The organism is Streptomyces prunicolor NBRC 13075 (assembly GCF_000367365.1).
Lineage (GTDB): Bacteria > Actinomycetota > Actinomycetes > Streptomycetales > Streptomycetaceae > Streptomyces > Streptomyces prunicolor.
Genome location: NZ_BARF01000039.1, coordinates 1 through 22,210, shown reverse-complemented (window position 1 = coordinate 22,210; position 22,210 = coordinate 1). Strand labels below are relative to the sequence as shown.

At 69.9% G+C, this 22,210-nt stretch carries 22 protein-coding genes; 17 read left to right on the top strand and 5 right to left on the bottom strand.

Annotated features, from left to right (window positions below; translation table 11 throughout):
* Positions 1-26: 26 nt before the first annotated feature.
* Genes SPR02S_RS18180 through SPR02S_RS18165 form a run of 4 tightly spaced genes read left to right on the top strand, consistent with a single transcriptional unit; the run spans position 27 to position 3,999 of the window.
* Complete coding sequence (locus SPR02S_RS18180) at positions 27-950, top strand: ABC transporter permease (protein WP_019058417.1); 924 nt, start codon at positions 27-29, stop codon at positions 948-950.
* Positions 943-1,950 (top strand): ABC transporter permease, encoded by a 1,008-nt coding sequence (locus SPR02S_RS18175; RefSeq protein WP_019058416.1) that lies wholly within the window; start codon positions 943-945, stop codon positions 1,948-1,950. The genes SPR02S_RS18180 and SPR02S_RS18175 overlap by 8 nt, the downstream gene beginning before the upstream one ends.
* Positions 1,951-1,958: 8 nt before the next feature.
* Complete coding sequence (locus SPR02S_RS18170; protein ID WP_026150659.1) at positions 1,959-2,933, top strand: ABC transporter ATP-binding protein; 975 nt, start codon at positions 1,959-1,961, stop codon at positions 2,931-2,933.
* Positions 2,926-3,999 carry an ABC transporter ATP-binding protein gene (locus SPR02S_RS18165; RefSeq protein WP_019058414.1) on the top strand — a complete coding sequence of 358 codons (1,074 nt, stop codon included), beginning with the start codon at positions 2,926-2,928 and terminating at the stop codon, positions 3,997-3,999. Before SPR02S_RS18170 ends, SPR02S_RS18165 begins: the two co-directional genes overlap by 8 nt.
* A gap of 150 nt (positions 4,000-4,149) precedes the next feature.
* On the opposite strand, the gene SPR02S_RS18160 is transcribed toward SPR02S_RS18165, so the two are convergent.
* Positions 4,150-6,267, bottom strand: a complete 2,118-nt coding sequence (locus tag SPR02S_RS18160; protein ID WP_019058413.1) for a S9 family peptidase — start codon at positions 6,265-6,267, stop codon at positions 4,150-4,152.
* Positions 6,268-6,483: 216 nt separating this feature from the next.
* Between SPR02S_RS18160 and SPR02S_RS18155 the strand changes: the two genes are divergently transcribed.
* Positions 6,484-6,678 (top strand): hypothetical protein, encoded by a 195-nt coding sequence (locus tag SPR02S_RS18155; RefSeq protein ID WP_019058412.1) that lies wholly within the window; start codon positions 6,484-6,486, stop codon positions 6,676-6,678.
* 251 nt (positions 6,679-6,929) lie between these two features.
* Positions 6,930-7,703 carry a maleylpyruvate isomerase family mycothiol-dependent enzyme gene (locus tag SPR02S_RS18150; protein ID WP_019058411.1) on the top strand — a complete coding sequence of 258 codons (774 nt, stop codon included), beginning with the start codon at positions 6,930-6,932 and terminating at the stop codon, positions 7,701-7,703.
* A gap of 55 nt (positions 7,704-7,758) precedes the next feature.
* On the opposite strand, the gene SPR02S_RS18145 is transcribed toward SPR02S_RS18150, so the two are convergent.
* Complete coding sequence (locus SPR02S_RS18145) at positions 7,759-7,950, bottom strand: DUF397 domain-containing protein (RefSeq protein ID WP_019058410.1); 192 nt, start codon at positions 7,948-7,950, stop codon at positions 7,759-7,761.
* The gene (locus SPR02S_RS18140) at positions 7,947-8,822 is read right to left on the bottom strand and encodes a helix-turn-helix domain-containing protein (RefSeq protein WP_019058409.1); all 876 of its coding nucleotides are present in this window, start codon (positions 8,820-8,822) and stop codon (positions 7,947-7,949) included. Before SPR02S_RS18140 ends, SPR02S_RS18145 begins: the two co-directional genes overlap by 4 nt.
* Positions 8,823-8,979: 157 nt before the next feature.
* Between SPR02S_RS18140 and SPR02S_RS18135 the strand changes: the two genes are divergently transcribed.
* The 9 genes from SPR02S_RS18135 to SPR02S_RS18095 all read left to right on the top strand — a co-directional run bounded on the left by SPR02S_RS18135 (position 8,980) and on the right by SPR02S_RS18095 (position 18,503).
* On the top strand, positions 8,980-9,489 hold the full coding sequence (locus SPR02S_RS18135; RefSeq protein WP_019058408.1) for an ATP-binding protein: 510 nt from the start codon (positions 8,980-8,982) through the stop codon (positions 9,487-9,489).
* Between the two features lie 228 nt (positions 9,490-9,717).
* Complete coding sequence (locus SPR02S_RS18130; protein ID WP_019058407.1) at positions 9,718-10,602, top strand: helix-turn-helix domain-containing protein; 885 nt, start codon at positions 9,718-9,720, stop codon at positions 10,600-10,602.
* Positions 10,603-10,743: 141 nt separating this feature from the next.
* Entirely contained in the window at positions 10,744-11,625 is an 882-nt protein-coding gene (gene mshB / locus SPR02S_RS18125) for an N-acetyl-1-D-myo-inositol-2-amino-2-deoxy-alpha-D-glucopyranoside deacetylase (protein WP_019058406.1), read from the top strand.
* Positions 11,625-12,044 (top strand): DUF6113 family protein, encoded by a 420-nt coding sequence (locus SPR02S_RS18120; RefSeq protein ID WP_019058405.1) that lies wholly within the window; start codon positions 11,625-11,627, stop codon positions 12,042-12,044. The genes mshB and SPR02S_RS18120 overlap by 1 nt, the downstream gene beginning before the upstream one ends.
* A 150-nt stretch (positions 12,045-12,194) precedes the next feature.
* A complete protein-coding gene (locus SPR02S_RS64345; RefSeq protein ID WP_026150658.1) occupies positions 12,195-14,837 on the top strand; it encodes a hypothetical protein in 2,643 nt (880 codons plus the stop codon).
* Positions 14,838-14,987: 150 nt separating this feature from the next.
* Positions 14,988-15,938 (top strand): ABC transporter ATP-binding protein, encoded by a 951-nt coding sequence (locus SPR02S_RS18110; RefSeq protein ID WP_020684185.1) that lies wholly within the window; start codon positions 14,988-14,990, stop codon positions 15,936-15,938.
* The gene (locus SPR02S_RS18105; protein WP_019058402.1) at positions 15,932-16,681 is read left to right on the top strand and encodes an ABC transporter permease; all 750 of its coding nucleotides are present in this window, start codon (positions 15,932-15,934) and stop codon (positions 16,679-16,681) included. The genes SPR02S_RS18110 and SPR02S_RS18105 overlap by 7 nt, the downstream gene beginning before the upstream one ends.
* Positions 16,678-17,892, top strand: a complete 1,215-nt coding sequence (locus tag SPR02S_RS18100) for a sensor histidine kinase (RefSeq protein ID WP_019058401.1) — start codon at positions 16,678-16,680, stop codon at positions 17,890-17,892. Before SPR02S_RS18105 ends, SPR02S_RS18100 begins: the two co-directional genes overlap by 4 nt.
* The gene (locus SPR02S_RS18095) at positions 17,889-18,503 is read left to right on the top strand and encodes a response regulator transcription factor (RefSeq protein ID WP_019058400.1); all 615 of its coding nucleotides are present in this window, start codon (positions 17,889-17,891) and stop codon (positions 18,501-18,503) included. The genes SPR02S_RS18100 and SPR02S_RS18095 overlap by 4 nt, the downstream gene beginning before the upstream one ends.
* A 107-nt stretch (positions 18,504-18,610) precedes the next feature.
* On the opposite strand, the gene SPR02S_RS18090 is transcribed toward SPR02S_RS18095, so the two are convergent.
* Positions 18,611-19,462 carry a transglutaminase family protein gene (locus tag SPR02S_RS18090; RefSeq protein WP_026150657.1) on the bottom strand — a complete coding sequence of 284 codons (852 nt, stop codon included), beginning with the start codon at positions 19,460-19,462 and terminating at the stop codon, positions 18,611-18,613.
* A 23-nt stretch (positions 19,463-19,485) separates the two neighbouring features.
* Positions 19,486-20,505, bottom strand: coding sequence for a GNAT family N-acetyltransferase (locus tag SPR02S_RS18085; RefSeq protein ID WP_026150656.1), 1,020 nt, complete (start codon positions 20,503-20,505; stop codon positions 19,486-19,488).
* 140 nt (positions 20,506-20,645) lie between these two features.
* Between SPR02S_RS18085 and fdxA the strand changes: the two genes are divergently transcribed.
* Positions 20,646-20,966 carry a ferredoxin gene (gene fdxA, locus SPR02S_RS18080; protein WP_019058397.1) on the top strand — a complete coding sequence of 107 codons (321 nt, stop codon included), beginning with the start codon at positions 20,646-20,648 and terminating at the stop codon, positions 20,964-20,966.
* A gap of 115 nt (positions 20,967-21,081) precedes the next feature.
* The gene (locus tag SPR02S_RS18075; RefSeq protein ID WP_019058396.1) at positions 21,082-22,176 is read left to right on the top strand and encodes a bifunctional succinyldiaminopimelate transaminase/glutamate-prephenate aminotransferase; all 1,095 of its coding nucleotides are present in this window, start codon (positions 21,082-21,084) and stop codon (positions 22,174-22,176) included.
* The last annotated feature ends 34 nt before the right edge of the window (positions 22,177-22,210 follow it).

Sequence of the window (22,210 nt, the reverse complement as noted above, 5' to 3'; positions counted from 1 at the left end):
CCGCCCCCATGATCCCCGGAGCCCCCATGGGACGGTACGTAATCCGGCGTCTGCTGCAGATGATCCCGGTCTTCATCGGCGCCACACTGTTGATCTTCCTGATGGTGAACGTCATGGGCGACCCCATCGCGGGCCTGTGCGGCGAGCGGCAGTGCGACCCGGCGACGGCCGCCCAGCTCAAGCGGGAGTTCGGCCTCGACAAGCCCGTGTGGCAGCAGTACCTGACCTACATGGGGAACGTCTTCACCGGTGACTTCGGGACGGCGTTCACCGGCCAGAAGGTCACCGAGCTGATGTCGACCGCGTTCCCGGTCACCATCCGGCTCACCGTCGTGGCGATCGTCTTCGAGGTCGTCATCGGCATCACGCTCGGGGTGCTCACCGGCCTCAAGCGCGGCCGCCCCATCGACACCACGGTGCTCCTGCTCACCCTCGTGGTGATCTCCGTCCCGACTTTCGTCACCGGTCTGCTGCTCCAACTCCTCCTAGGCGTCGAATGGGGCTGGATCAAACCGTCCGTCTCACCGGAGGCGACGTTCAGCGAACTGATCGTCCCCGGGCTGGTGCTGGCCTCGGTCTCCCTCGCGTACGTGACCCGGCTGACCCGGACGTCCATCGCGGAGAACCGCCGCTCCGACTACGTGCGTACGGCGGTGGCGAAGGGCCTCCCGAGGCACCGGGTGATCATCCGCCACCTGCTCCGCAACTCCCTCATCCCGGTGGTCACCTTCATCGGCACGGACATCGGCGCCCTGATGGGCGGCGCGATCGTCACCGAGCGGATCTTCAACATCCACGGGGTCGGCTACCAGCTCTACCAGGGGATCGTCCGCCAGAACACCCAGACGGTGGTCGGCTTCGTGACGGTCCTGGTCCTGGTGTTCCTGATCGCCAACCTGCTGGTCGACCTCCTGTACGCCGTTCTCGACCCGAGGATCCGCTATGCCTGAGCAGCCGTTCGAACCGGAGCGCGCGATTGCCGGGACCGGCATGGGCGGCGCCATGGACCTCGCCGCGAGCGAGGCGGAAACCCTGGAGCAGCAGTCATCAGCCGCCTCCGGCGGACGGGCACCAGGGGGACCGGAAGGCACCGGCCCATCCGGCAAACCCCACTCCCTCTGGTCCGACGCCTGGCGCGACCTGCGCCGCAACCCGGTCTTCATCATCTCCGCGCTGGTCATCCTCTTCCTGGTGGTCATCTCCCTCTGGCCCTCCCTGATCGCCTCGGGCAACCCCCTCAAGTGCGACCTCGCCAAGGCCCAGGAAGGCTCCCAGCCGGGCCACCCCTTCGGCTACGACGGCCAGGGCTGCGACGTCTACACGCGCACGGTGTACGGCACGCGTACGTCGGTGACGGTGGGCGTGCTCGCCACGCTGGGGGTGGCGATCTTCGGATCGGTGCTGGGCGGCCTCGCGGGCTTCTTCGGCGGAGTATGGGACTCGATCCTGTCCCGCCTCACGGACATCTTCTTCGCGATCCCGGTGGTCCTGGGCGGCCTGGTCCTCCTGTCCGTGGTGACGAGCAACACGGTCTGGCCGGTGATCGGCTTCATGGTTCTGCTCGGCTGGCCGCAGATCTCCCGCATCGCCCGCGGCTCGGTCATCACCGCCAAACAGAACGACTACGTCCAGGCCGCGCGGGCCCTCGGCGCCTCCAACTCCCGCCTCCTGCTACGCCACATCACCCCGAACGCGGTCGCCCCGGTGATCGTCGTAGCCACGATCGCGCTGGGCACCTACATCTCCCTGGAGGCGACCCTGTCGTACCTCGGGGTAGGCCTCAAGCCCCCCACGGTCAGCTGGGGCATCGACATCTCGGCCGCGTCCCAGTACATCCGCAACGCCCCGCACATGCTCCTCTGGCCCGCCGGAGCCCTGGCGATCACGGTCCTCGCGTTCATCATGCTCGGCGACGCGGTCCGCGACGCCCTCGACCCGAAGTTGAGGTGACCGGCGTCATGCTGCTCGAAGTGCGGGATCTGCATGTGGAGTTCAGGACCAGGGACGGGGTCGCCAAGGCCGTCAACGGGGTCAACTACAGCGTGGACGAGGGCGAGACCCTGGCCGTGCTGGGGGAGTCGGGGTCCGGGAAGTCCGTGACCGCGCAGGCGGTGATGGGGATTCTCGACACCCCGCCGGGGAAGATCACCGGCGGCGAGATTCTGTTCCGGGGCAAGGATCTGCTGAAGTTCAAGGAAGACGAGCGGCGCAAGGTTCGCGGTGCCGAGATGGCGATGATCTTCCAGGACGCGCTGTCCTCGCTCAACCCCGTGCTCTCCGTGGGCGATCAGCTCGGCGAGATGTTCATCGTGCACCGGGGAATGTCCCGAAAGGACGCGCGGACCAAGGCAGTTGAACTGATGGACCGGGTGCGGATCCCGGGTGCGGCGCAGCGGGTCCGTGACTACCCCCACCAGTTCTCCGGCGGTATGCGCCAGCGCATCATGATCGCCATGGCGCTCGCCCTGGAGCCGGCGCTCATCATCGCCGACGAACCCACCACCGCCCTCGACGTCACCGTCCAGGCCCAAGTCATGGACCTGCTCGCCGAGTTGCAGCGCGAGCTGCACATGGGGCTCATCCTCATCACCCACGACCTCGGAGTCGTCGCGGACGTGGCCGACAAGATCGCCGTGATGTACGCGGGCCGGATCGTCGAGTCGGCCCCCGTCCACGACATCTACAAGGCCCCGGCCCACCCGTACACGCGCGGCCTGTTGGACTCCATCCCGCGCCTGGACCAGAAGGGCCAGGAGCTCTACGCCATCAAGGGCCTCCCGCCGAACCTGATGCACATCCCGCCCGGCTGCGCCTTCAACCCCCGCTGTCCGATGGCCCAGGACGTGTGCCGGACCGATGAACCCGAGCTGTACGAGGTGGATCAACACCGGGGCAGCGCCTGCCACTTCTGGAGGGAGTGCCTCAATGGCTGAGTCGATCCTGGAGGTGACCGGGCTCGTCAAGCACTACCCGTTGACCCAGGGCATCCTCTTCAAGAAGCAGGTCGGTGCCGTCAAAGCCGTCGACGGTGTGGACTTCACGCTCAACAAGGGCGAGACCCTCGGCATCGTCGGGGAGTCCGGGTGCGGCAAATCAACAGTCGCCAAGATGCTGGTCAACCTTGAACGGCCGACGGAAGGGTCGATCAAGTTCAAGGGCGAGGACATCAGCCGCATGTCGGGCCGCGCGCTCAAAGCCGCCCGGCGCAACATCCAGATGGTGTTCCAGGACCCGTACACCTCCCTCAACCCCCGGATGACGGTGGGCGACATCATCGGGGAGCCGTACGAGATCCACCCCGAGGTGGCGCCAAAGGGCGACCGGCGCAAGCGAGTTCAGGATCTGCTGGACGTGGTCGGGCTCAACCCCGAGTACATCAACCGGTATCCGCACCAGTTCTCCGGCGGCCAGCGCCAACGCATCGGCATCGCAAGGGGGTTGGCGCTGCGCCCCGAGGTCATCGTCGCCGACGAACCCGTCTCCGCGCTCGACGTCTCCGTACAGGCCCAGGTCATCAACCTCCTCGACCGCCTCCAGGACGAGTTCGACCTCTCCTACATCTTCATCGCGCACGACCTCTCCATCGTCCGGCACATCTCGGACCGGGTCGGAGTCATGTACCTCGGCCGGATCGTGGAGATCGGCAAGGACGAGGAGATCTACGACCACCCGACGCACCCGTACACCCAGGCGCTGCTCTCCGCCGTGCCCGTGCCCGACCCGGACGCGCGGGACCACCGGGAGCGGATCATCCTCGCGGGTGACGTGCCGTCGCCGACGAACATCCCGTCCGGCTGCCGCTTCCGCACCCGCTGCTGGAAGGCACAGGAGCGCTGCTCACTGGAGGTGCCGCTGCTCGCGGTACCCGCCGAGTTCCGGCTGGCGAGCGGCCCCGCGGCACACGACTCGGCCTGTCACTTCGCCGAGGAGAAGCAGGTCGTACCGCAGGAGGAAACCCCCGAAGCGACCCCGGACGATCTTGATCAGGGGGCGGAATAACCTCCCAAACCGCCACCAACCGCGTTAACACACAGGCAACTCCGCCGACCCGATCTCGATATACGGACACGTCAACCTGAATGACGTACGGCCGTGCGGGTGCCGTAAACGGACCGGGGCGCGCCATGTCGCCCCGGTCCGTTGCCGTACCTAGGCCAGGCCCAACGCCCGCTTCAGGAAGTCCACTTGGAGCAGGAGCAAGTTCTCCGCGACCTGTTCCTGCGGGGTCATGTGCGTGACGCCCGACAGTGGCAGCACCTCGTGCGGGCGGCCGGCGGCCAGCAGTGCGGAGGACAGTCGCAGGGTGTGCGCGACCACCACGTTGTCGTCGGCGAGGCCGTGCACGACCATCAGCGGCCGGTGCGGGTCGGCAGGCGCGGACAGTCCGTCGTCCGTCACCAGACTGCTCTTCGCGTACGACTCCGGGTCCTTGGCCGGGTCACCCAGGTACCGCTCCGTGTAGTGGGTGTCGTAGAGCCGCCAGTCGGTGACCGGGGCGCCCGCGATGCCCGCGTGGAAGACGTCCGGGCGGCGCAGCACGGCGAGCCCCGCGAGCCAACCCCCGTACGACCAGCCGCGGATGGCCACCCGGGAGAGGTCGAGCGGGTGGGACTTCGCGAGGTCCTGGAGGGCGTCGATCTGATCGTCGAGGGAGAGGGCGAAGCCGCGGTGGATCGCCTTCTCCCAGGCCGGTGAACGGCCCGGTGTGCCGCGGCCGTCGGCGACGAGCACCGCGAACCCCTGATCGGCGAACCACTGTGACGTGAGGTGCGCGTTGTGCGCGGCGACCACGCGGGGGCCGTGCGGACCGCCGTAAGGGTCCATCAAAACCGGGAGAGGAGTGGTGCCGTCGTAGTCCCGTGGCATAAGCAGGGCGCACGGGACGCGCCGTGCGCCCCCCTCGGTGAACGTGATGCGCGGGGTCATACCGGGATCTTCGGCGTACGACGCGATGGTCACCGTCTTCTTGCCCGCGCGCAGCACCTGGACCTGGGTGCCCGGCCGGTCCGGTACCGCCGAGATCAGTACGGTCACGCCCCCGGCGCGTACCGCCGAGTGCACGCCGGGCTCTTGCGAGAGGCGCTCCAGGCCGAGTTCGTTGACGCGGTAGACGTGTACCTCGCCGGTCTCCGGGGCGGGCGCGTGCTCGCCCGCCGAGGCCGAGACCAGCACGCTGTCGTCGGAGACGTCGAGCACCGCGCGGACGTGCAACTGCGGCCCTGTGAGCAGGCGTTCACCCACCGCGAGCACCCGGGCACCCCCCTCGTCGGCGATCCGCACGAGCCGTCCCGAGGGGCTCCAGCACGGCGCGCCAGGGAAAAGATCAAGCCAAATTGGATCTTCGTCGGCATGCACCATCCGGGTCGCCCCGGAGTCGGGTTCCACGGCGAGGAACAGCTGGCTGCGCTGGTCCCGGGCCTGCACGAGCAGCAGTGGCGCACCCGCCGCTGACCAGTGCACTCGCGCCAGATACGGGTACCGCGCCCGGTCCCAGACGACCTCCGTGCGCGTCCCGTCGAGCCCGATCACGTACAGCCGTACGTCCGCGTTGGCCGTGCCCGCCGCCGGGTACGCGACCCGCTGCGGCTCACGCTCCGGGTGGGCCGGGTCGGCGATCCACCAGCGCTGCACCGGCGTGTCGTCCGCCCGCGCGACCAGCAGCCGCTCCGAGTCCGGCGACCACCAGAAGCCGCGCGTACGGCTCATCTCCTCGGCCGCGATGAACTCGGCCAGTCCATAGGTGACTTGCTCCGACTCCGGCTCGGCGAGCGCCCGGTCACCGTCACCGTCGGCTCCTACGACGCGCAGGGCGCCGCCGGTGACGTAGGCGATGTGCCGTCCGTCGGGGGCCGGGCGGGGGTCGATCACCGGTCCCGGGACCGGGAGTTCGCGTGCGGTGCCGTCCCGCAGCCCGGCCGTGAAAAGCCGCCCTGACAAGGCGAAAGACGCCAACTCGGCCTCGCTGTCGGTGGCGTAGCCGATGATCCCCGCGCCGCCCTCGCGGGTGCGTTCGCGGCGGGCCCGCTCCTCGGGCGAGAGGCGTTCCGAGGCACCGCCGAGGAGGGCGCGCGGGTCGGCCGCCACGCGCTCGGTGCCGGCCGCCGGATCGAGGACCCACAGCGCGTTCGCCCGGTCCGTGCCGGAGGGAGAGCGCAGGAACACGACCCGCGAACCGTCAGGTGACACGGTGAACGCGCGCGGCGCGCCGAGCGTGAATCGCTGGGTACGGGCGTGCCGTCGGGGGAAGGAGTCAGCCTCGGTCGTCATGACCCGACCATATTGGCCATGCGCCCCCTTGTGCGGCTGTGCGCCGAGCGATGCGCGAGCGCGGATAGTTATGATCACTAGCGCTGCGTGGGTATGAACCTGCTGGCTCCTGTATGGATTTGCTGTACCGATTTGCTCTAGGGGTCCACCCCATGGACCCCATTGCCCCCATAGTCCGACCCCCCTAGTCCCTGGGATCATTGGAGGTGAGCCGCCGTGGCACTCTCGATTTCGGCGGTGGTGCTGCTGGCGATCGTCGTCTTCCTTCTGGTCAAGAAATCAGGGCTGAAGGGCGGACACGCGGTCGTCTGTGTCCTCCTGGGGTTCTATCTGGCCTCGTCGACGATCGCACCCACGATCAGCGATCTCACGACGAACATCGCGAGCATGATCGGGAGCATCAAGTTCTGAGCGGGTGTCGGCCCCTCGGTGACGGGGGGCCGGGCATTGCCACTCGCCCGTCCGGCAAGTTCGAGGCCGGCCCAGCCGGTTGGCCTCGAATCGGGTGCGGTCGGCCCGCTGGCCGAGCGTCTCACCTCCCGCACCGACTGAGGCCTGGCTCTCGTTTCACTCCGCTGGCGCTGGCGCTCCGCCCGGCCGTCGACGCGTTCGTCCGACAAATTCGCTACCTGGCGGCCGGAGCGCCGTGATACACAACCGCCGTGCAAAACATCTTGGAGTTTCCCGAGGTCCTGCGGCTGATCGAAGACCGCTCGGCCGCGTTCCGCGCCGCGATCGCATCCGCCCCCGACCTTGACGTCCAGGTCCCGACCTGCCCGGACTGGACGCTGCGCGAACTGGCGCAGCACCTCGGTGACGGCCGCCGCCGCCAAGCCGCCATCGTCGCGGCGGGCCCGGGCGCCGAGCCCCCGGCGAGGACGGACCCGAAGGGTGCCCCGACCGCGCCCCGCTACCGCGAAGCCCTGGACGCCTGGCTCGCCGAGTCGACCGAGCTCATGCTCGACGCGATGCGTGAGGTCGGCCCGGACCGTGGCTGCTGGACCTGGTGGGGCCGCTCGCAGGCCCCGGAGACCAGCGGAGCCGTGGCCCGGCACCAGATCCAGGAGTTCGCCGTCCACACCTATGACGCCCAGCTCACCCAGGGCGCCGCACAGCCGCTGCCGACGGACGTCGCGGTCGAGGGCGTCGACGAGTTCCTGACGACCGTCGCGGCGACGACCGTCCCCTGGCCGTTCAAGCCGGCAACCATCGACCTGCACACCACCGAGGGCCGCTCCTGGCGCCTGACCCTCAACGCCGACGGCGTCCGCTGCGACGACCTCGCCGCCGACGCGGAGCCGGGCGACATGGCGATGCGAGGCGCGGCGAGCGAACTGGTCCTCTACTTCTACGCGCGCGTCCCGCTCGACGGCCTGGAGACCACCGGCGACACCGAGCCGATGGAGCAGCTCGCGGACTGGGACCCGAACGCGTAAACGCGCAGGCGCACTTGTGACGCACTCGTCAGACGAGTTCGAGGCGCGTTGTTGTTCAGGCCTGGGACGCGTACGTCACAAAGTCCGCCCAGGCTGCCGGGGTGATGGCGAAGCGGGGGCCTTCGGCGGTCTTGGAGTCGCGGATGTGGACAGCGCGGGGCGCTACCGCGATCTCGACGCAGGAGTCGCCATCGGGGCCGCTGCTGTAGCTGCTCTTGAACCAGGCCAGTTCGGGCTCGCGGATCATGTTTCTCCCAGCAGTTGCTCGATGAACGCCAGCGACTCCCGTGGCGGGAGTGCCTGCGCCCGGATGGTGCCATACCGCAGCTCAAGGATGCGAAGCTGCTTCGGAATTGTGGTGGGACGACCGTTGAACGCGCCATCGGAACGCCCCACCGCCGTGCCGTCTTCGAACTTCAGCACTTCGATCCTGCCGCTCATGCCGGGATGGGCCGCACTGTCCATCGGCATCACCTGAAGCGCGACGCTGTTCAGTCGCCCCACCTCCAGCAGATGTTCGAACTGCTGTCGCCGCACCATTGTGCCTCCAACCTTGCGGCGGAGCGTTGCCTCTTCCAGTACGAAGCCGAGCGCGGGCGCAGGTGACCGATCGAAGACGCTGCGCCGGGCGACGCGGGCGGCCACGCGACGTTCCAAGTCCTCAGGCGAGTAGGACGGTTGCCACGACTCCAGTAGGGCTCGGGCGTGCTCGGGTGTCTGCAACAGCCCCGGGATGTTGTTGGACTCGTACACCCCGATCTCCACTGCCCGCGCCTCCAATTTCGCCAAGGCCCGCACCTTCTTTGGGTACCGGACCTTCTCCACGTCCTCCTTCATCGCCGAGATCAGCCCGTCCGCCCGCAACACCTCCTCGGACTTGTCCAGATACTCGGGCCGGGGGATCCGCTTCCCGCCCTCGATCTTGTAGACCAGGTCCTCGCCGTACCCCACCGCCACCGCGAAGTCGGCGACCCGCATCCCCACCGTTTCCCGCCGCAGCTTCAACTGCCGCCCGACCGTCGCGAGGACCGCCAACCCCCACTCGTCGTCCGGGTCGACCTCCCAACCCGGTTCGTCCGCCTCGCTGTTGAGCTGTTCCTCGCCCGCGTCCAACGACATCTCGCACCCCTCCTGATCTGTACGACCGTGCCGCGATGCCCCTACCCGTACGCCCGGTCCCGACAGCTCGGACACGACCGGACAACGCCTGGACAGTCACCGTACGCAACGGCCAAGTCACTGTTCACGGTAGTCACGGATGGCCACGCTAAGTGACGTGATCCAAGAATCCGCCACCTCCGAAGCCCAGCCCAAACCCCAACTGGGCAACCCCACCCGCAACTTCACGGTGCAGCTATCACCCACGCCCCGCGGCGCCCGCCTCGCCCGTCTCCTGGCCACCGAACAACTCCGGTCCTGGGCGATCCCGTTGGACCCGGCCCGCCAGATCGTCGCCGAGCTCGCCACCAACGCGGCTACGCACAGTCGCGTACCGGGAAGGGATTTCAGACTCACCCTCTACGTCATCGCCGGCGTCCTGCGTATCGAAGTCACCGACACCCGGGGTGACCGACCGCCGTGCCCCCAAGTCCCCGCGCCGGAAGGGGAGTCGGAGTCGGGCCGGGGTCTGCTGATCGTCGCCGCGCTCGCCGACCGCTGGGGCTGGGACCCGGGACCACGCCCCCGCAAAACGGTCTGGGCGGAACTACACCTCGCACCGAAACCCGGAAACCCGAACTCCGGTGCACGTGGCGCCTTTTCCCAAGAACCCACGACGGCGAAATGACCCCCACCAAGCCTCACCCCACCCTCCCGGCAGCCGAGCCCGACGATCACCCATCCGGGTGAACATCGCCAACTGGGCTGGATTCCGAGCGGGTTACGTGATCTACGCTCAGCGCAGCACCAACTCAGGCTTTGCACAACGACCTCAGACAGCAGACATACGGCGGCCCTCGCCGGGACGGCAATCCCAAAGCGAGGGCCTGACCACCAAGGAAGAGATCGCTTCCCGATGGATACGCACGACATTAGCGCGCCCCCGCGCGCCCAGTCCCGGCACACCGCCGACAAACACCCGAACCACACGAACCAGCGGCACGCCCGTTCAGGGCACTCCAGCGTTGGGCTGACCCACGACAACGCCCGCCACACCGCCCGCTTCACGGTGATCGGCAACCACCTCGCCCAGCACCCGGAGTTGTCGGCCCTGGCGATCGGACTCGGCGTCCACATCCAGTCCCTCCCCGCAGGCACCCGCGTCGACATCAAGACCCTCGCCGCCCGCTTCCCCGAGGGCACGACCCGAATCGCCGCCGCGCTACGGGAGTTGGAGACCCACGGCTACCTCCGTCGCGAACGGCACCGCATCCCCGACGGCCGCATCATCTCCTGCAACCAGCCCGGCAGCAGCCGTAGAGACCCGCACGCACCCCCGAAGGCACCCGCACCCGCATCCGCGCCCCGCCGTGAACGGGCACCCCGCAAGCCGCTCTCCGCCGTACCGCGCCCGGCGTACCCGGCCCCGGCGCTCATCCAGCAGGCCACGGACCTCCTGGCAGGCCTCCGCCGCCACGACTCCCGCCTGCTCCTGTCGACCTGCGACACGGCCCACCTCGCGCAGGGAGTCGCGGCCTGGCTGGAGCGGGACGTCACCCCCACAGCCGTACGCCACGCCCTGACGGCAGACCTGCCACCCGAGGGACTCCGCCGCCCTGCAGCGCTCCTGGCCCACCGGCTGATCGCGCAACTGCCGCCCCCGCCACCGTTCCGCGCCCCGGCCCCACCGCGGACGGTCCAGCACCCGCTCCAGAACTGCGAACGCTGCGACCGCGCCTTCCGCTCACCGACCCCCGGACACTGCCACGACTGCCGAACCGATCTTCCGGAGGCCGCCTAGCATGAAAGGGACGATTCCTCCCCGCCTCTACCAGGCCATGAGGGACTTCCTTTGGCGACTGGACCATCCCGACGGACAACCTGCCGCGCTACAGGTGAGGCCGGGGTCCTCGCAGGGTGAGGGCCTCGTAGGGTGGGGGGTATGACCGAACTGCCCGCCCGTCGTCTGCTGCTGGTGCACGCGCATCCGGACGACGAGTCGATCAACAACGGCGCGACGATGGCCAAGTACGCGGCCGAGGGTGCCCACGTGACACTGATCACGTGCACCCTCGGAGAGCGTGGCGAGGTCATCCCGCCCGCGCTGCGGCATCTGTCGGGCGCCAGACTCGCCGAGGAGCGGGAGCGGGAGCTCGCCGCCGCCATGAAGGCGCTCGGGGTCACCGATCATCGCCTGTTGGGCGGGCCCGGGCGGTATCGGGATTCCGGGATGATGGGCACCTCGGACAACGACGACCCTGACTGCTTCTGGCGGGCCGATCTCGATGAGGCCGCGGGACATCTTGTCGAGGTCATTCGTGAGGTGCGTCCGCAGGTTCTTGTCGCGTACGACCCCGACGGCGGGTACGGCCATCCCGATCACATCCAGGCCCATCGCGTGGCCATGCGGGCGGCTGAACTCGCCGCCGCGGCAGGGGAGTCGATCGCCAAGGTTTATTGGAATCGCGTCCCGAGGACCGTCGTGGAGGAAGGGTTCGCGCGGCTGCGTGATGCGCTGCCGGAGCTGCCCTTCGCCGAGGTGGCCGCCGTGGGCGATGTGCCGGGTGTCGTGGACGATGAGCGGATCACCAGCGCGATCGACGGTACCGCGTACGCCGACGCGAAGATCGGGGCGATGCGCGCGCATGCCACGCAGCTCGAAGTGGCCCCGGAACAGCCGTACTTCGCGCTGTCGAACGAGCTCGCGCAACCCCTCTTCACCACCGAGTACTACGAGTTGGTGCAATCTTTGGTGCAATCTTCTGTGAACAGCGGGCGCGGCGGGGCGATTGAGTCCGACCTCTTCGAAGGGCTGGGTCTGTGATGAGTGCCAACCAGGTCGGCGGGAGTCTGCTTGCCCAGCCGCTGCAACGGCCGTCCGGGCTACGGGTGTTGGCCTACCTTGCACTCTTCGTGCTCGGCGCGGTCGTCGGGGCGGCGGGGGCGCTGGTGCAGGCCGCGTGGTTCCCCGGCGGGCTGCTGCTCGCGCTCGTGGGGGCGGCCGGAACGTTCGTCGGCGGGGCGAGAGCCACCGACGGGCGGGGCGGGGCCGTGGCGCCCGCCGCAGGCTGGATGGTGGCCGTCATCCTGCTCACCGCCAGCCGCCCGGAAGGGGACTTCCTCTTCGGCGCGGGTGTCGGTTCGTATCTGTTCCTGCTCGGCGGGATGGCCGTAGCTGTGATCTGTGCCACGTTGGGTTTGGGGCGGCAACCAAGCAGCCCTGACGTCCGACTTGGCAAGTGACGTACCACTTCGCGGTGACGCGCGCGTGCGAGTCCGGTGTGGGTTTCCCCAGCGGCCGTGGGATACCGCCAAGAAGTGGCCAGTATGGTGGTGCGCGCCGCCGAGTCGCCCGTGGGTGTCGGGCGGCGGAGCCAACCGGGAGAACCTGCCTTGAGTCGTGAAACTGACACTCCGTCCTCCGGGCCCGACGGGCGCGGCGGAGCCGCTTACCCCTCGGGGACCCCGCCGTACGGGACGCCGGCGGCTTCCGACGACCGTACGGACGCGGGGCGTTCGGCCGCTCAGCCGGACGAACGCAAGACTGAGACGACGCTGACGACCCGGATCCGGATCAACATCCCCGGTTCGCGGCCCATTCCGCCTGTCGTCGTGCGTACGCCCGTCGCGGACACCGGGTCCGGCGACGGATCCACGACCGCCGAGGTGCAGCTGCCGAGTTCCGCGCTGCCCACGGGCGGCGTCGTCGAGCCGTCCGCCGAACTCGCCCTGCCCGGCGCCGAGGAGAAGACCAGCGACTGGTTCGCACCCCGCAAGTCCGGCCCCGCGAAGGGCGGTCAGGGCGGTGGCGGCACCAACGGCGCGGGAATTCCCGGTGGTTCGGCCGCGGGCACCCCGAGTGCGCCCGCTGCCGGTGCGCCCGGCGGCAATCGGCCGACCGGTGCTCGTCCCGGTGGCGTGGTCGGCGGCATGAGCGTCACCGGCGCCATCCGTCAGCCCGGCGCGGGCGGCACGGGCGGAGGTACGAACGGCGCCGGAATCGGCGGCGCCACCGGTGCCGGACCCGTCGCCCCCGGGCACGGTGGCGGCACCGGCTCCTTCGACGTGACCGAGGCGCTGGCGGCGGGGCCGCGCGGCGACAACGGGTCGCGCCCGAACGGCGGCCCCAACTCCGGTGGCCCCAACGGCGGCCCCGGCGAACCCCGTCGCGACGACCTGCCGTACTTCTCGGACAACGGGCAGCAGGGCGGTTTCCCCGGACCCAACGGGCAGGGCGGACCAGGCGGCCAGGGCGGCTTCCCCGGGGGCAACGGCCCCGGCGCGCGAGCCGAACAGTTCCCCGGTCCGGACGGTCAGGGCATGGGCCCCGGAGGCACTGGTGGTCCCGGCGGTCCGGGTGGGCCCAACGGCTTCAACGGTCCGAACGGGCGCGGCGGTCAGGGCGGTCCGGAAGGTCCCGCGGGCCCGACCGGCGGTCCGGTCACCGGCAACGGCCTGATGCTCCCGCCCGGCCCCATGGGCGGCGGCGGAGCACCGGGCGCGCCCAGCGTGCTGAGCGGCTACGCCGACGGGCCTGGACCCGGCGGCACGAACGGCGCCGGTGGATTCGCCGGACCGGGTGGTCCTGGAGGCCCCGGTGGTCCCGGTAGTCCCGGTGGTCCGGGCGCGGCTTCCGGCCGACACAGCGCTCCTGGCAGGGGCCCTGCTGGTCCTGGCGCGGGCCCTGGTGGTCCGGGCGTCGGCCCCGGTGGCCCCGGCATGGGCCCTGGCGGTCCCGGAATGGGACCCGGCGGTCCCGGTATGGGCCCCGGCGGCGCGAGCCTCCCCGGCGGCCCCGGCGGCATGATCCCCGGTGGCGGTCTCAGCGACGACACCGCGATCCTCACCCCGCAGAAGCCTGCCCCCGGCCCCGGCAGTCCCGGCTACGGCGCTCCCGCCGACCAGGTCTCCGGCCACACCGTCACCAGTGGCATGCCGGTCATTCCCGGCGCCGGGAACGCACCGTTCGGCACCGGTACCCACCCCGACGGACCGCTCCCGCACACGCCCCCGAAGCAGCCCGAGCCCGGCTCTTCGCAGAGCGCGCCCGCCGCCAAGAACGCGGGCAAGGGCGCGAAGAAAAAGAAGAAGGGCCGCAGCAAGCTGGTCCTGCTGGTCGTCGGCGTGGTCGTCATCGGCGGCGGCGCCTACTGCGCCGGTCTGCTGATGAACCACACCGACGTGCCCAAGGGCACCACCGTGCTCGGCGTCGACATCGGCGGCGGCACCCGTGACGACGCCGTCAAGAAGCTCGACGACGCGTTCGGCGACCGGGTGAACAAGCCGCTGAAGCTGTCGGTCGGCGGCAGGACGGTCTCGCTCAAGCCGGACCAGGCGGGGCTGCAGTTCGACTTCGCGACCACCGTCAGCAAGGCCGCCACCAGCGACTACAACCCGGTCTCCGTGATCGGCTCGCTCTTCGGCCAGCACCGGGTCGTCCAGCCCGAGATGCCGACCGACGAGGAGAAGCTCCAGGCCGCCCTCGCCGACCTCGGCGGCGGCTCCGGCTCCGGCTCGGTCACCGAGGGCACGATCCGGTTCACGTCCGGCAAGGCGGTCGCCGTCTACGGCAAGGCGGGCAAGGCGATCGACGCCGCCGGTTCCCTCACGGCGGTGGAGGACGCGTACCGCACCGAGGTGGAGACCAACACGGCCACCACGGTGACGGTCCCGACGACCACCAGGCAGCCGACGGTCACGAACGCCGAGGTCGACCGCGAGATGAAGGCCTTCGCCAAGCCGGCCATGTCCGCGAAGGTCACCGTCCAGACCGACGCGACACACTCGGTCCTGATGAGCCCGCAGAACTCGCTGTGGAAGTTCCTCAAGGTGACGGCCGTCAACGGCAAGCTGGTCGACAAGCCCGACCTGACCGCCCTGAAGGAGCTGTACGGCCAGACCTTCGACGGCGTGCTGATCACCCGGGCCAACGGCAAGAAGACCGCCGTCACACCGCAGGACGTCTACCTCGCGCTGCGCGAGGCCCTGACGAGCACGACCGACCGGGTCGCTGTCATCGACACCGACCCGAGCTAGCGCCCGACCGCACGAGGGGGGCACCCGGCACAGCGCCGGGTGCCCCCCTCGGTCGTACGACATGACATCTGTCGGCATGACATCTGTCATGCGCCACACCGGACCGCCGACACTGCCGGGAACCGGCCCCCGCCAGCCACGATGGGTGGCATGACGACAACAGCGGTGACGGCCACCCCGGTGGTCGGGTTCGAGCAGGTGACCAAGAGCTACGGCAGTGTCCGGGCCGTCGACGGGCTGTCGCTCGTGCTGCGCCCGGGGGAGACGGTGGCCCTGCTGGGTCCGAACGGGGCCGGCAAGTCGACCACCCTGGACCTGCTGCTCGGCCTCAAGCAGGCCGACACCGGCAAGGTCGAGGTCTTCGGCACCAGCCCGCGCGGGGCGATCGTCGCCGGGCGGGTGGGCGCGATGCTGCAGAGCGGCGGGCTGATGGACGAGGTCACCGTCGGTGAACTGGTCAAGCTGGCCTGCGACTTGCACCCCAAGCCGTACAAGGTCGCGGACGTGATCGCCCGCGCGGGCATCGCCCAGATCGCCGACCGCAAGGTCAACAAGCTCTCCGGCGGCCAGGCCCAGCGCGTCCGCTTCGCCCTCGCGACCGCGGGCGACAGCGACCTGATCGTCCTCGACGAACCGACCACCGGCATGGACGTCTCCGCCCGGCAGGCCTTCTGGGCCACCATGCGCGAACAGGCAGACCAAGGCCGTACGGTCCTCTTCGCCACCCACTACCTCGAAGAGGCCGACGCGATCGCGGACCGCGTGCTGGTCCTGCACCGCGGCCGACTGCTCGCGGACGGCACCTCGGCCGAGATCAAGGCGAAGGCCGGCGCCCGCCGGATCGCCTTCGACCTGGACGGCGAGATCGACGAGGCACCGATCCGGTCCCTCCCCTTCCTGACCAGCGTGACTGTGTCCAATAGCGGCTCCGCCGCGGGCTCGGGCCACACGATCCGCATCCAGTCCACCGACGCCGACGCGACCGTCCACGCGCTCTACGGCCTCGGCGTCTACCCCCGCAACCTCGAAGTCGCCGGGCTCGGTCTGGAGCAGGCGTTCGTCGCCATCACGGAGGCCGAGGAGGCCAAGCAGTCATGCTGAGTACATTTGCTTCGCGGGGCCTGATCAAACTGGAACTCACCCGCGCCCTGCGCAACCGCAAGTTCCTGTTCTTCTCGGTGATCTACCCCTCGGTGATCTTCCTGCTCGTCTCCAACCAGACGGGCACCGTCGACGGCACCGGCCTGAGCATCGCGAAGTACGTCATGGTCTCCATGGCCTCCTTCGGCGCCCTGACCGCCGTCCTGATGGGCAACAGCGAGCGCATCGCCAAGGAACGCGAGAACGGCTGGGTACGGCAGCTGCGGCTGACCCCGCTGCCCGGGCGCGGCTACGTCCTCGCCAAGACCGCCGGCGCCGCCGTCGTCAGCCTGCCGTCGATCGTGGTCGTCTTCATCGTCGCCGCCGTGCTGAAGGACGTACGGCTGGACGCCTGGCAGTGGCTCGCGCTGACCGGTGCGATCTGGGCGGGCAGCCTGGTCTTCGCGGCGCTCGGCGTCGCCATCGGCTACCTCGCCTCCGGGGACGCGGTCCGCCCGATCACGATGATCGTCTACTTCGGCCTGTCGATCCTCGGCGGCCTCTGGTTCCCGTCCACGACCTTCCCGACCTGGTTGCAGGACATCGCGAAGTGGCTGCCCACCCACGCGTACGCTGCCCTCGGCCAGGCGATCGAGCAGAGCCAGTCGCCGCACGCCAAGGACGTCACCCTCCTCGTCGTCTACTTCGCCCTGTTCGCGGGCGGGGCGGCGTGGCTGTACCGGAAGGACACGCTGAAGGCGTGAGCGCGATGACCGAGGACCCGCTGCCGGAGAAGGCCAGGGTGGAACGGCTGATCCGGATCGGCCAGCCGCCCCGCGACCGGGGCGAGGTGCTGCGCAAGCTGGTCTGGATCCTGCCCTGGCTGGTCTTCCTCGGCGCACCCATGCAGGACCTGCTGGCCGACCACCACACCACTCCGGCCACGACGGCCGGCTGGGTGGGCCTGCTGACCTTCACCGGGACCTACCTGGCGGTCGTCTTCCGCACCATGGGCCGCCCCTACTCCGGCTGGCTCATCGGCGCCCTGGTCGCTGTCCTGTGGATACTGGCCGTAGCCCTGACCCTCTCCCTCGGCCACGCCTGGCTCGGCCTCTTCGTCTACGTCTCCGTCACCTGCGGGGTGACCCTCCCGCTGCGCGCCGCGTACTGGACGATCCCGCTGACCACCGCCGCGATGATGCTGGCGGGCTGGTTCGTCGACGACCTGGACGACGCCTGGGGCCTGTTCCTGATCGTGCTGCTGGTGGGCTACTCGATGACGGGCGTACGGCAACTGGTGCGCACCACGGTCGAGTTGCGCAAGGCGCGAGCGACGGTCGCCCAACTCGCCGCCAACGAGGAGCGATTGCGCCTGGCCCGAGACCTGCACGACCTCCTGGGCCACTCCCTCTCCCTGATCACCCTGAAGAGCGAGCTGGCCGGCCGCATGCTCCCCGACCACCCCGACAAGGCGGCCCAACAGGTCGCCGACATCGAACAGGTCAGCCGCCAGGCCCTGGTGGACGTCCGAGAGGCGGTCACCGGTTACCGCCGCCCGCGCCTGGCCGGTGAACTGGCGGGCGCCCAGGTCGCGTTGACGGCAGCGGGAGTAATCGCGGACCTCCCCGTAGAACCGGACCTGACGGCGGTCTCCGAAGGCAGCGAGTCGGCCCTGGCCTGGGCCCTGCGCGAGGCGATCACGAACGTCGTACGGCACAGCGCCGCCCAGCGCTGCGTGGTCGAACTGGTCCGACGCCAGACCCTGGACGGCCCGATGCTCGAACTCTCCGTCGAGGACAACGGCACCGGCGGCTCGGGCAAGGGCCCCGGCAACGGTCTGACGGGCCTCGGCGAGCGCCTCACGAAGGCCGGCGGCTCCCTGGAGGCGACCCGCCTCAAACACGGCTTCCGGCTGGTGGCACGGGTGCCCGCGGAAGCTCCGGCCGCTGTGACGGACGTAGGATCGCCCGCATGAGCCGTACGATCAAGGTCCTCCTCGCCGAGGACCAGTCGATGGTCCGCGAGGCACTGGCCGCGCTGCTCGGCCTGGAGGACGACATCGAGGTCGTCGCCCAAGTCGCGCGCGGCGACGAGGTGTTGGCGGCGGTACGGCAGCACGCCGTGGACGTGGCCCTCCTCGACATCGAGATGCCGGGCTGCACGGGCATCGAGGCGGCGGCCCAGCTCCACAAGGCACTCCCCGAGGTGAAGCTGGTCGTCCTCACGACCTTCGGCCGCCCCGGCTATCTGCGCAGCGCGATGGAGGCGGGCGCGGACGCCTTCCTGGTGAAGGACGCCCCGGCGGCCCAACTGGCGGAAGCGGTACGGAAGGTGCTCGCCGGGGAGCGGGTCATCGACCCGACCTTGGCGGCGGCGGCCCTGGCGGAGGGGGCCAACCCGTTGACCGACCGCGAGCGCGAGGTGCTGCGGGCGGCGGCGGACGGTTCGACGAATGCGGAGCTGGCCAAGGCCTTGCATTTGTCGCAGGGGACGGTCCGCAACTACCTGTCGACAGCGATCCAGAAACTGGCGGTACGGAACAGGGCGGAAGCGGTACGGATCGCGAGAGAGAAGGGCTGGCTATAGAACGCAGGCCGGGGGCAACCCCGCCAGGGGCGCGGGGAACTGCGCGACCAGCCCCAACGCGCCTGCACCCGCAAGACGACCGAATCCCAACGGCGCAAAGGCGAACGTCAGTTCAACATCGCCCGAGCCGAATGAGCCTGCCCCCGCACCCGATCAGCAGCAGGCTCATCCACAACCGCCACCACCTCCGCATACGCGTCCAGTTCAGCCGCGCCCGTGAGGAAATCCCCCCGCTGAACCAGCAGTTGAGCCCGCTCATACCGCAACCGAGCCGCATGAGACGGCAACACCAACGCCAACTCAACAGCCCACAGGGCAACATCCGACCGCTCAGGCCGAGCCGCAGCCCACGCCCGAATGTTGTTCAGGACGCGAGTAACAACCTCCAAAGGCGCCGCAGGCACCAGCATCCCGGGTTCCAGCGAAGCCCCCGTCGCCCCCGCCACCAACACCTCCGCATCACCCCCCGTCAACACCCGCCCCCCATCAAAGGGATCGGCGAGCACCTGTTCCTCAGCCGCCCCGAACCCGACCACGAAATGCCCCGGCAACGCGACCCCGTACACCGGCGCCCCCGCCCGCCGAGCCACCTCCATCCACACCACGGACAACAGAATCGGCAACCCCCGCCGCCGCCGAAGCACTTCATGCAGCAGCGAGGACTCCAACCGCTGATAGTCACCGGACGAGCCCCGGAACTCGAACCGCTCGCCCAGGAGTTGACGCAACGCGCTCGCCCAGGCCGCGGGCCCGCCGGGGCGATACGGCACCTGCCCGGCCAGCCGATCCAGTTCCACCTGGACCGAGTCGATCCCGGCGTCGTCCAACGCCCCGTCCGCCGAGGCCCCCACCAGCAGACACAACGTCGCGAGATCGGGCCGCTCGGCCCGAGCCTCCTCGGCGAACAACTGCCGTACCGCAGCGGCCCGTTCAGCCGCCGGAGGCCGGGGCGCGGGCATGGCGAACTCGAACCCGAACCCGCTCACGACGAACCGTCGCGATGGTCGCGGTAGTGGTGATAGGCGTGATGCGCGGAGAACCCCATCCCCGAGTACAACGCCCGCGCCCCCACGTTCTCCGCCTCGACCTGCAACCACGCGGCCGACGCACCCTCCGCCAACGCCCGCGAGGCCAACGCGGCCATGACGACCGAGGCGAGCCCCCGTCGCCGCAGCGCGGGATCGACCTCGACCGCGCCGAACCCGGCCCACCGCCCGTCGACGACACACCGCCCGATCGCGGCAGGAGCCGAATCCGCGCCCTCGCCACCCTCGCCGGGCACGGTGGCGAACCACACCGAGGGTCCACTCCCCAGCACCTTCAGGGCCACCTCGCTCACCCCCTTGCGCTGATAGCGGGCCAGCCACGCCTCGTCGGCCGTCCGGGACAGCTGGACCCCGGACGCGTCGGCGCGGTCGGCGACAGGGGCCAGGGCGCCGACCCACAGCTCGGCGGTCACCTCACGGGTCCAACCGCGCCGTTCGAGCTCGGCGCAGAGCAGCTCCTGTGTGCCCTCGCCGCCGGTCGCGGTCTGGACGTACGCGGGCAGGCCCCGGTCGCCGTACCACCGTCGTACGACAGTCAGGGCCTCGTCGAGGGGCAGGCCGGGATCGCCGAGCGGGAGGACGGAGTTGGCGCGGCGGGTGTATCCGGCGGCGGCGCGCAGCTCCCACTCGCCGAGCCGCTCGCTCTCCACCGGCCGCCAGGCGCGCGCGGAGACCCGGGCCAGCTCCCGGTAGGTGGCGGACGGTCCCCGTCGGCGGGCCGGAGCGGGCGGGACGACCTTGCCCGCGACCAGCGAGGTTTCCGGAATGCGGACGGACTCGCCGCTCTTCCGTGTGATCGTCAGCACACCGCTGTCCCATGATGTGAGAACACCCACCGTGTCGGTGAACTTCTCCGTCGTGTCTTCCGTACCTGCCAGGCGCCTGACAGACACTCGTTTACCCACGTCAGCAGCGGTGATCCAGACCTCAAGTCGTCCAGCCGCAGAGATTTCCACAGGTCAGTTCACCCCTCCTGTATGGATCACGCCCCGGAACGGAGATACTAGGTGCGGGCATGGACGACGCCGCGCTCCAGCGCGCCTGGCGGCGGAGCCTACGGAGGCCCGCCAGCGCCCTATCGAGGAGGAACGACAGCGTGACCTACGTCATCGCGCAGCCTTGTGTCGACGTCAAGGACAAGGCGTGCATCGAGGAGTGCCCGGTCGACTGCATTTACGAGGGCTCCCGGTCCTTGTACATCCACCCGGACGAATGCGTCGACTGCGGAGCCTGTGAGCCGGTGTGCCCGGTCGAGGCGATCTTCTACGAGGACGACACTCCCGAGGAGTGGAAGGACTACTACAAGGCGAACGTCGAGTTCTTCGACGAGCTCGGCTCTCCCGGCGGCGCCAGCAAGCTGGGCCTGATCGAGCGCGACCACCCCTTCGTCGCCGCGCTCCCGCCGCAGAACCAGTAAGAGCGGCCCGCACAGACGAGCCGCCTCGGTCCCGTACGGCCTGATCACGCCCGATCAGCGCCCTACGGGGCCGAGGCGTTTGCCGTACGACGGTCCAGAAAGTGAGTCAGTCATCGTGTCCGCAGTAACCGACCGCCTGCCCACCTTCCCCTGGGACAAGCTGGAGCCGTACAAGAAGACGGCCGCGGCGCACCCGGACGGCATCGTCGACCTGTCCGTCGGCACCCCGGTGGACCCGGTTCCCGAGCTGATCCAGAAAGCGCTGATCGCCGCGGCCGACTCGCCCGGCTATCCGACGGTCTGGGGCACACCGGCACTGCGCGACGCGATCACCGGCTGGGTGGAGCACCGCCTGGGCGCCCGCGACGTGACCCACCGCCACGTCCTGCCCATCGTCGGCTCCAAGGAACTGGTCGCCTGGCTCCCGACCCAGCTGGGCCTGGGCCCCGGCGACCGCGTGGCCTACCCGCGCCTGGCGTACCCGACGTACGAGGTGGGCGCCCGCCTGGCCCGAGCCGAGTACGAGACCTACGACGACCCGACGACTCTCGATCCCGAGGGCCTGAAGCTCCTCTGGCTCAACTCCCCGTCGAACCCGACCGGCAAGGTCCTCCCGAAGGACGAGCTGACCCGGATCGTCGCCTGGGCCCGCGAGCACGGCATCCTGATCTTCTCCGACGAGTGCTACCTCGAACTGGGCTGGGAGGCCGACCCGGTCTCGGTCCTCCACCCGGACGTCAACGGCGGTTCCTACGACGGCATCGTCGCGGTCCACTCCCTCTCCAAGCGCTCGAACCTCGCCGGTTACCGCGCGGCCTTCCTCGCCGGCGACCCGGCGGTCCTGGCCCCGCTCCTGGAGATCCGCAAGCACGGCGGCATGATGACGTCGGCGCCCACCCAGGCGGCGGTGGTGGCGGCCCTAGGGGATGACACCCACGTCCAGGAGCAGCGAGAGCGGTACCTGACCCGCCGCACGGCGTTGCGCGAGGCCCTCCTGGCCCACGGCTTCCGCATCGAACACAGCGAGGCGAGCCTGTACCTCTGGGCGACCAGGGGCGAGTCCTGCTGGGACACGGTCGCCCACCTGGCCGACCTGGGCATCCTCGTGGCTCCGGGCGACTTCTACGGAGAGGCCGGCGAAAACTTCGTAAGGGTGGCTTTGACGGCAACGGATGAGCGAGTCCGGGCAGCTGTAAACAGGCTGAGCTGAAGGGCCTTTTGCCTTTAGGGGCGCGGGGCTGTAT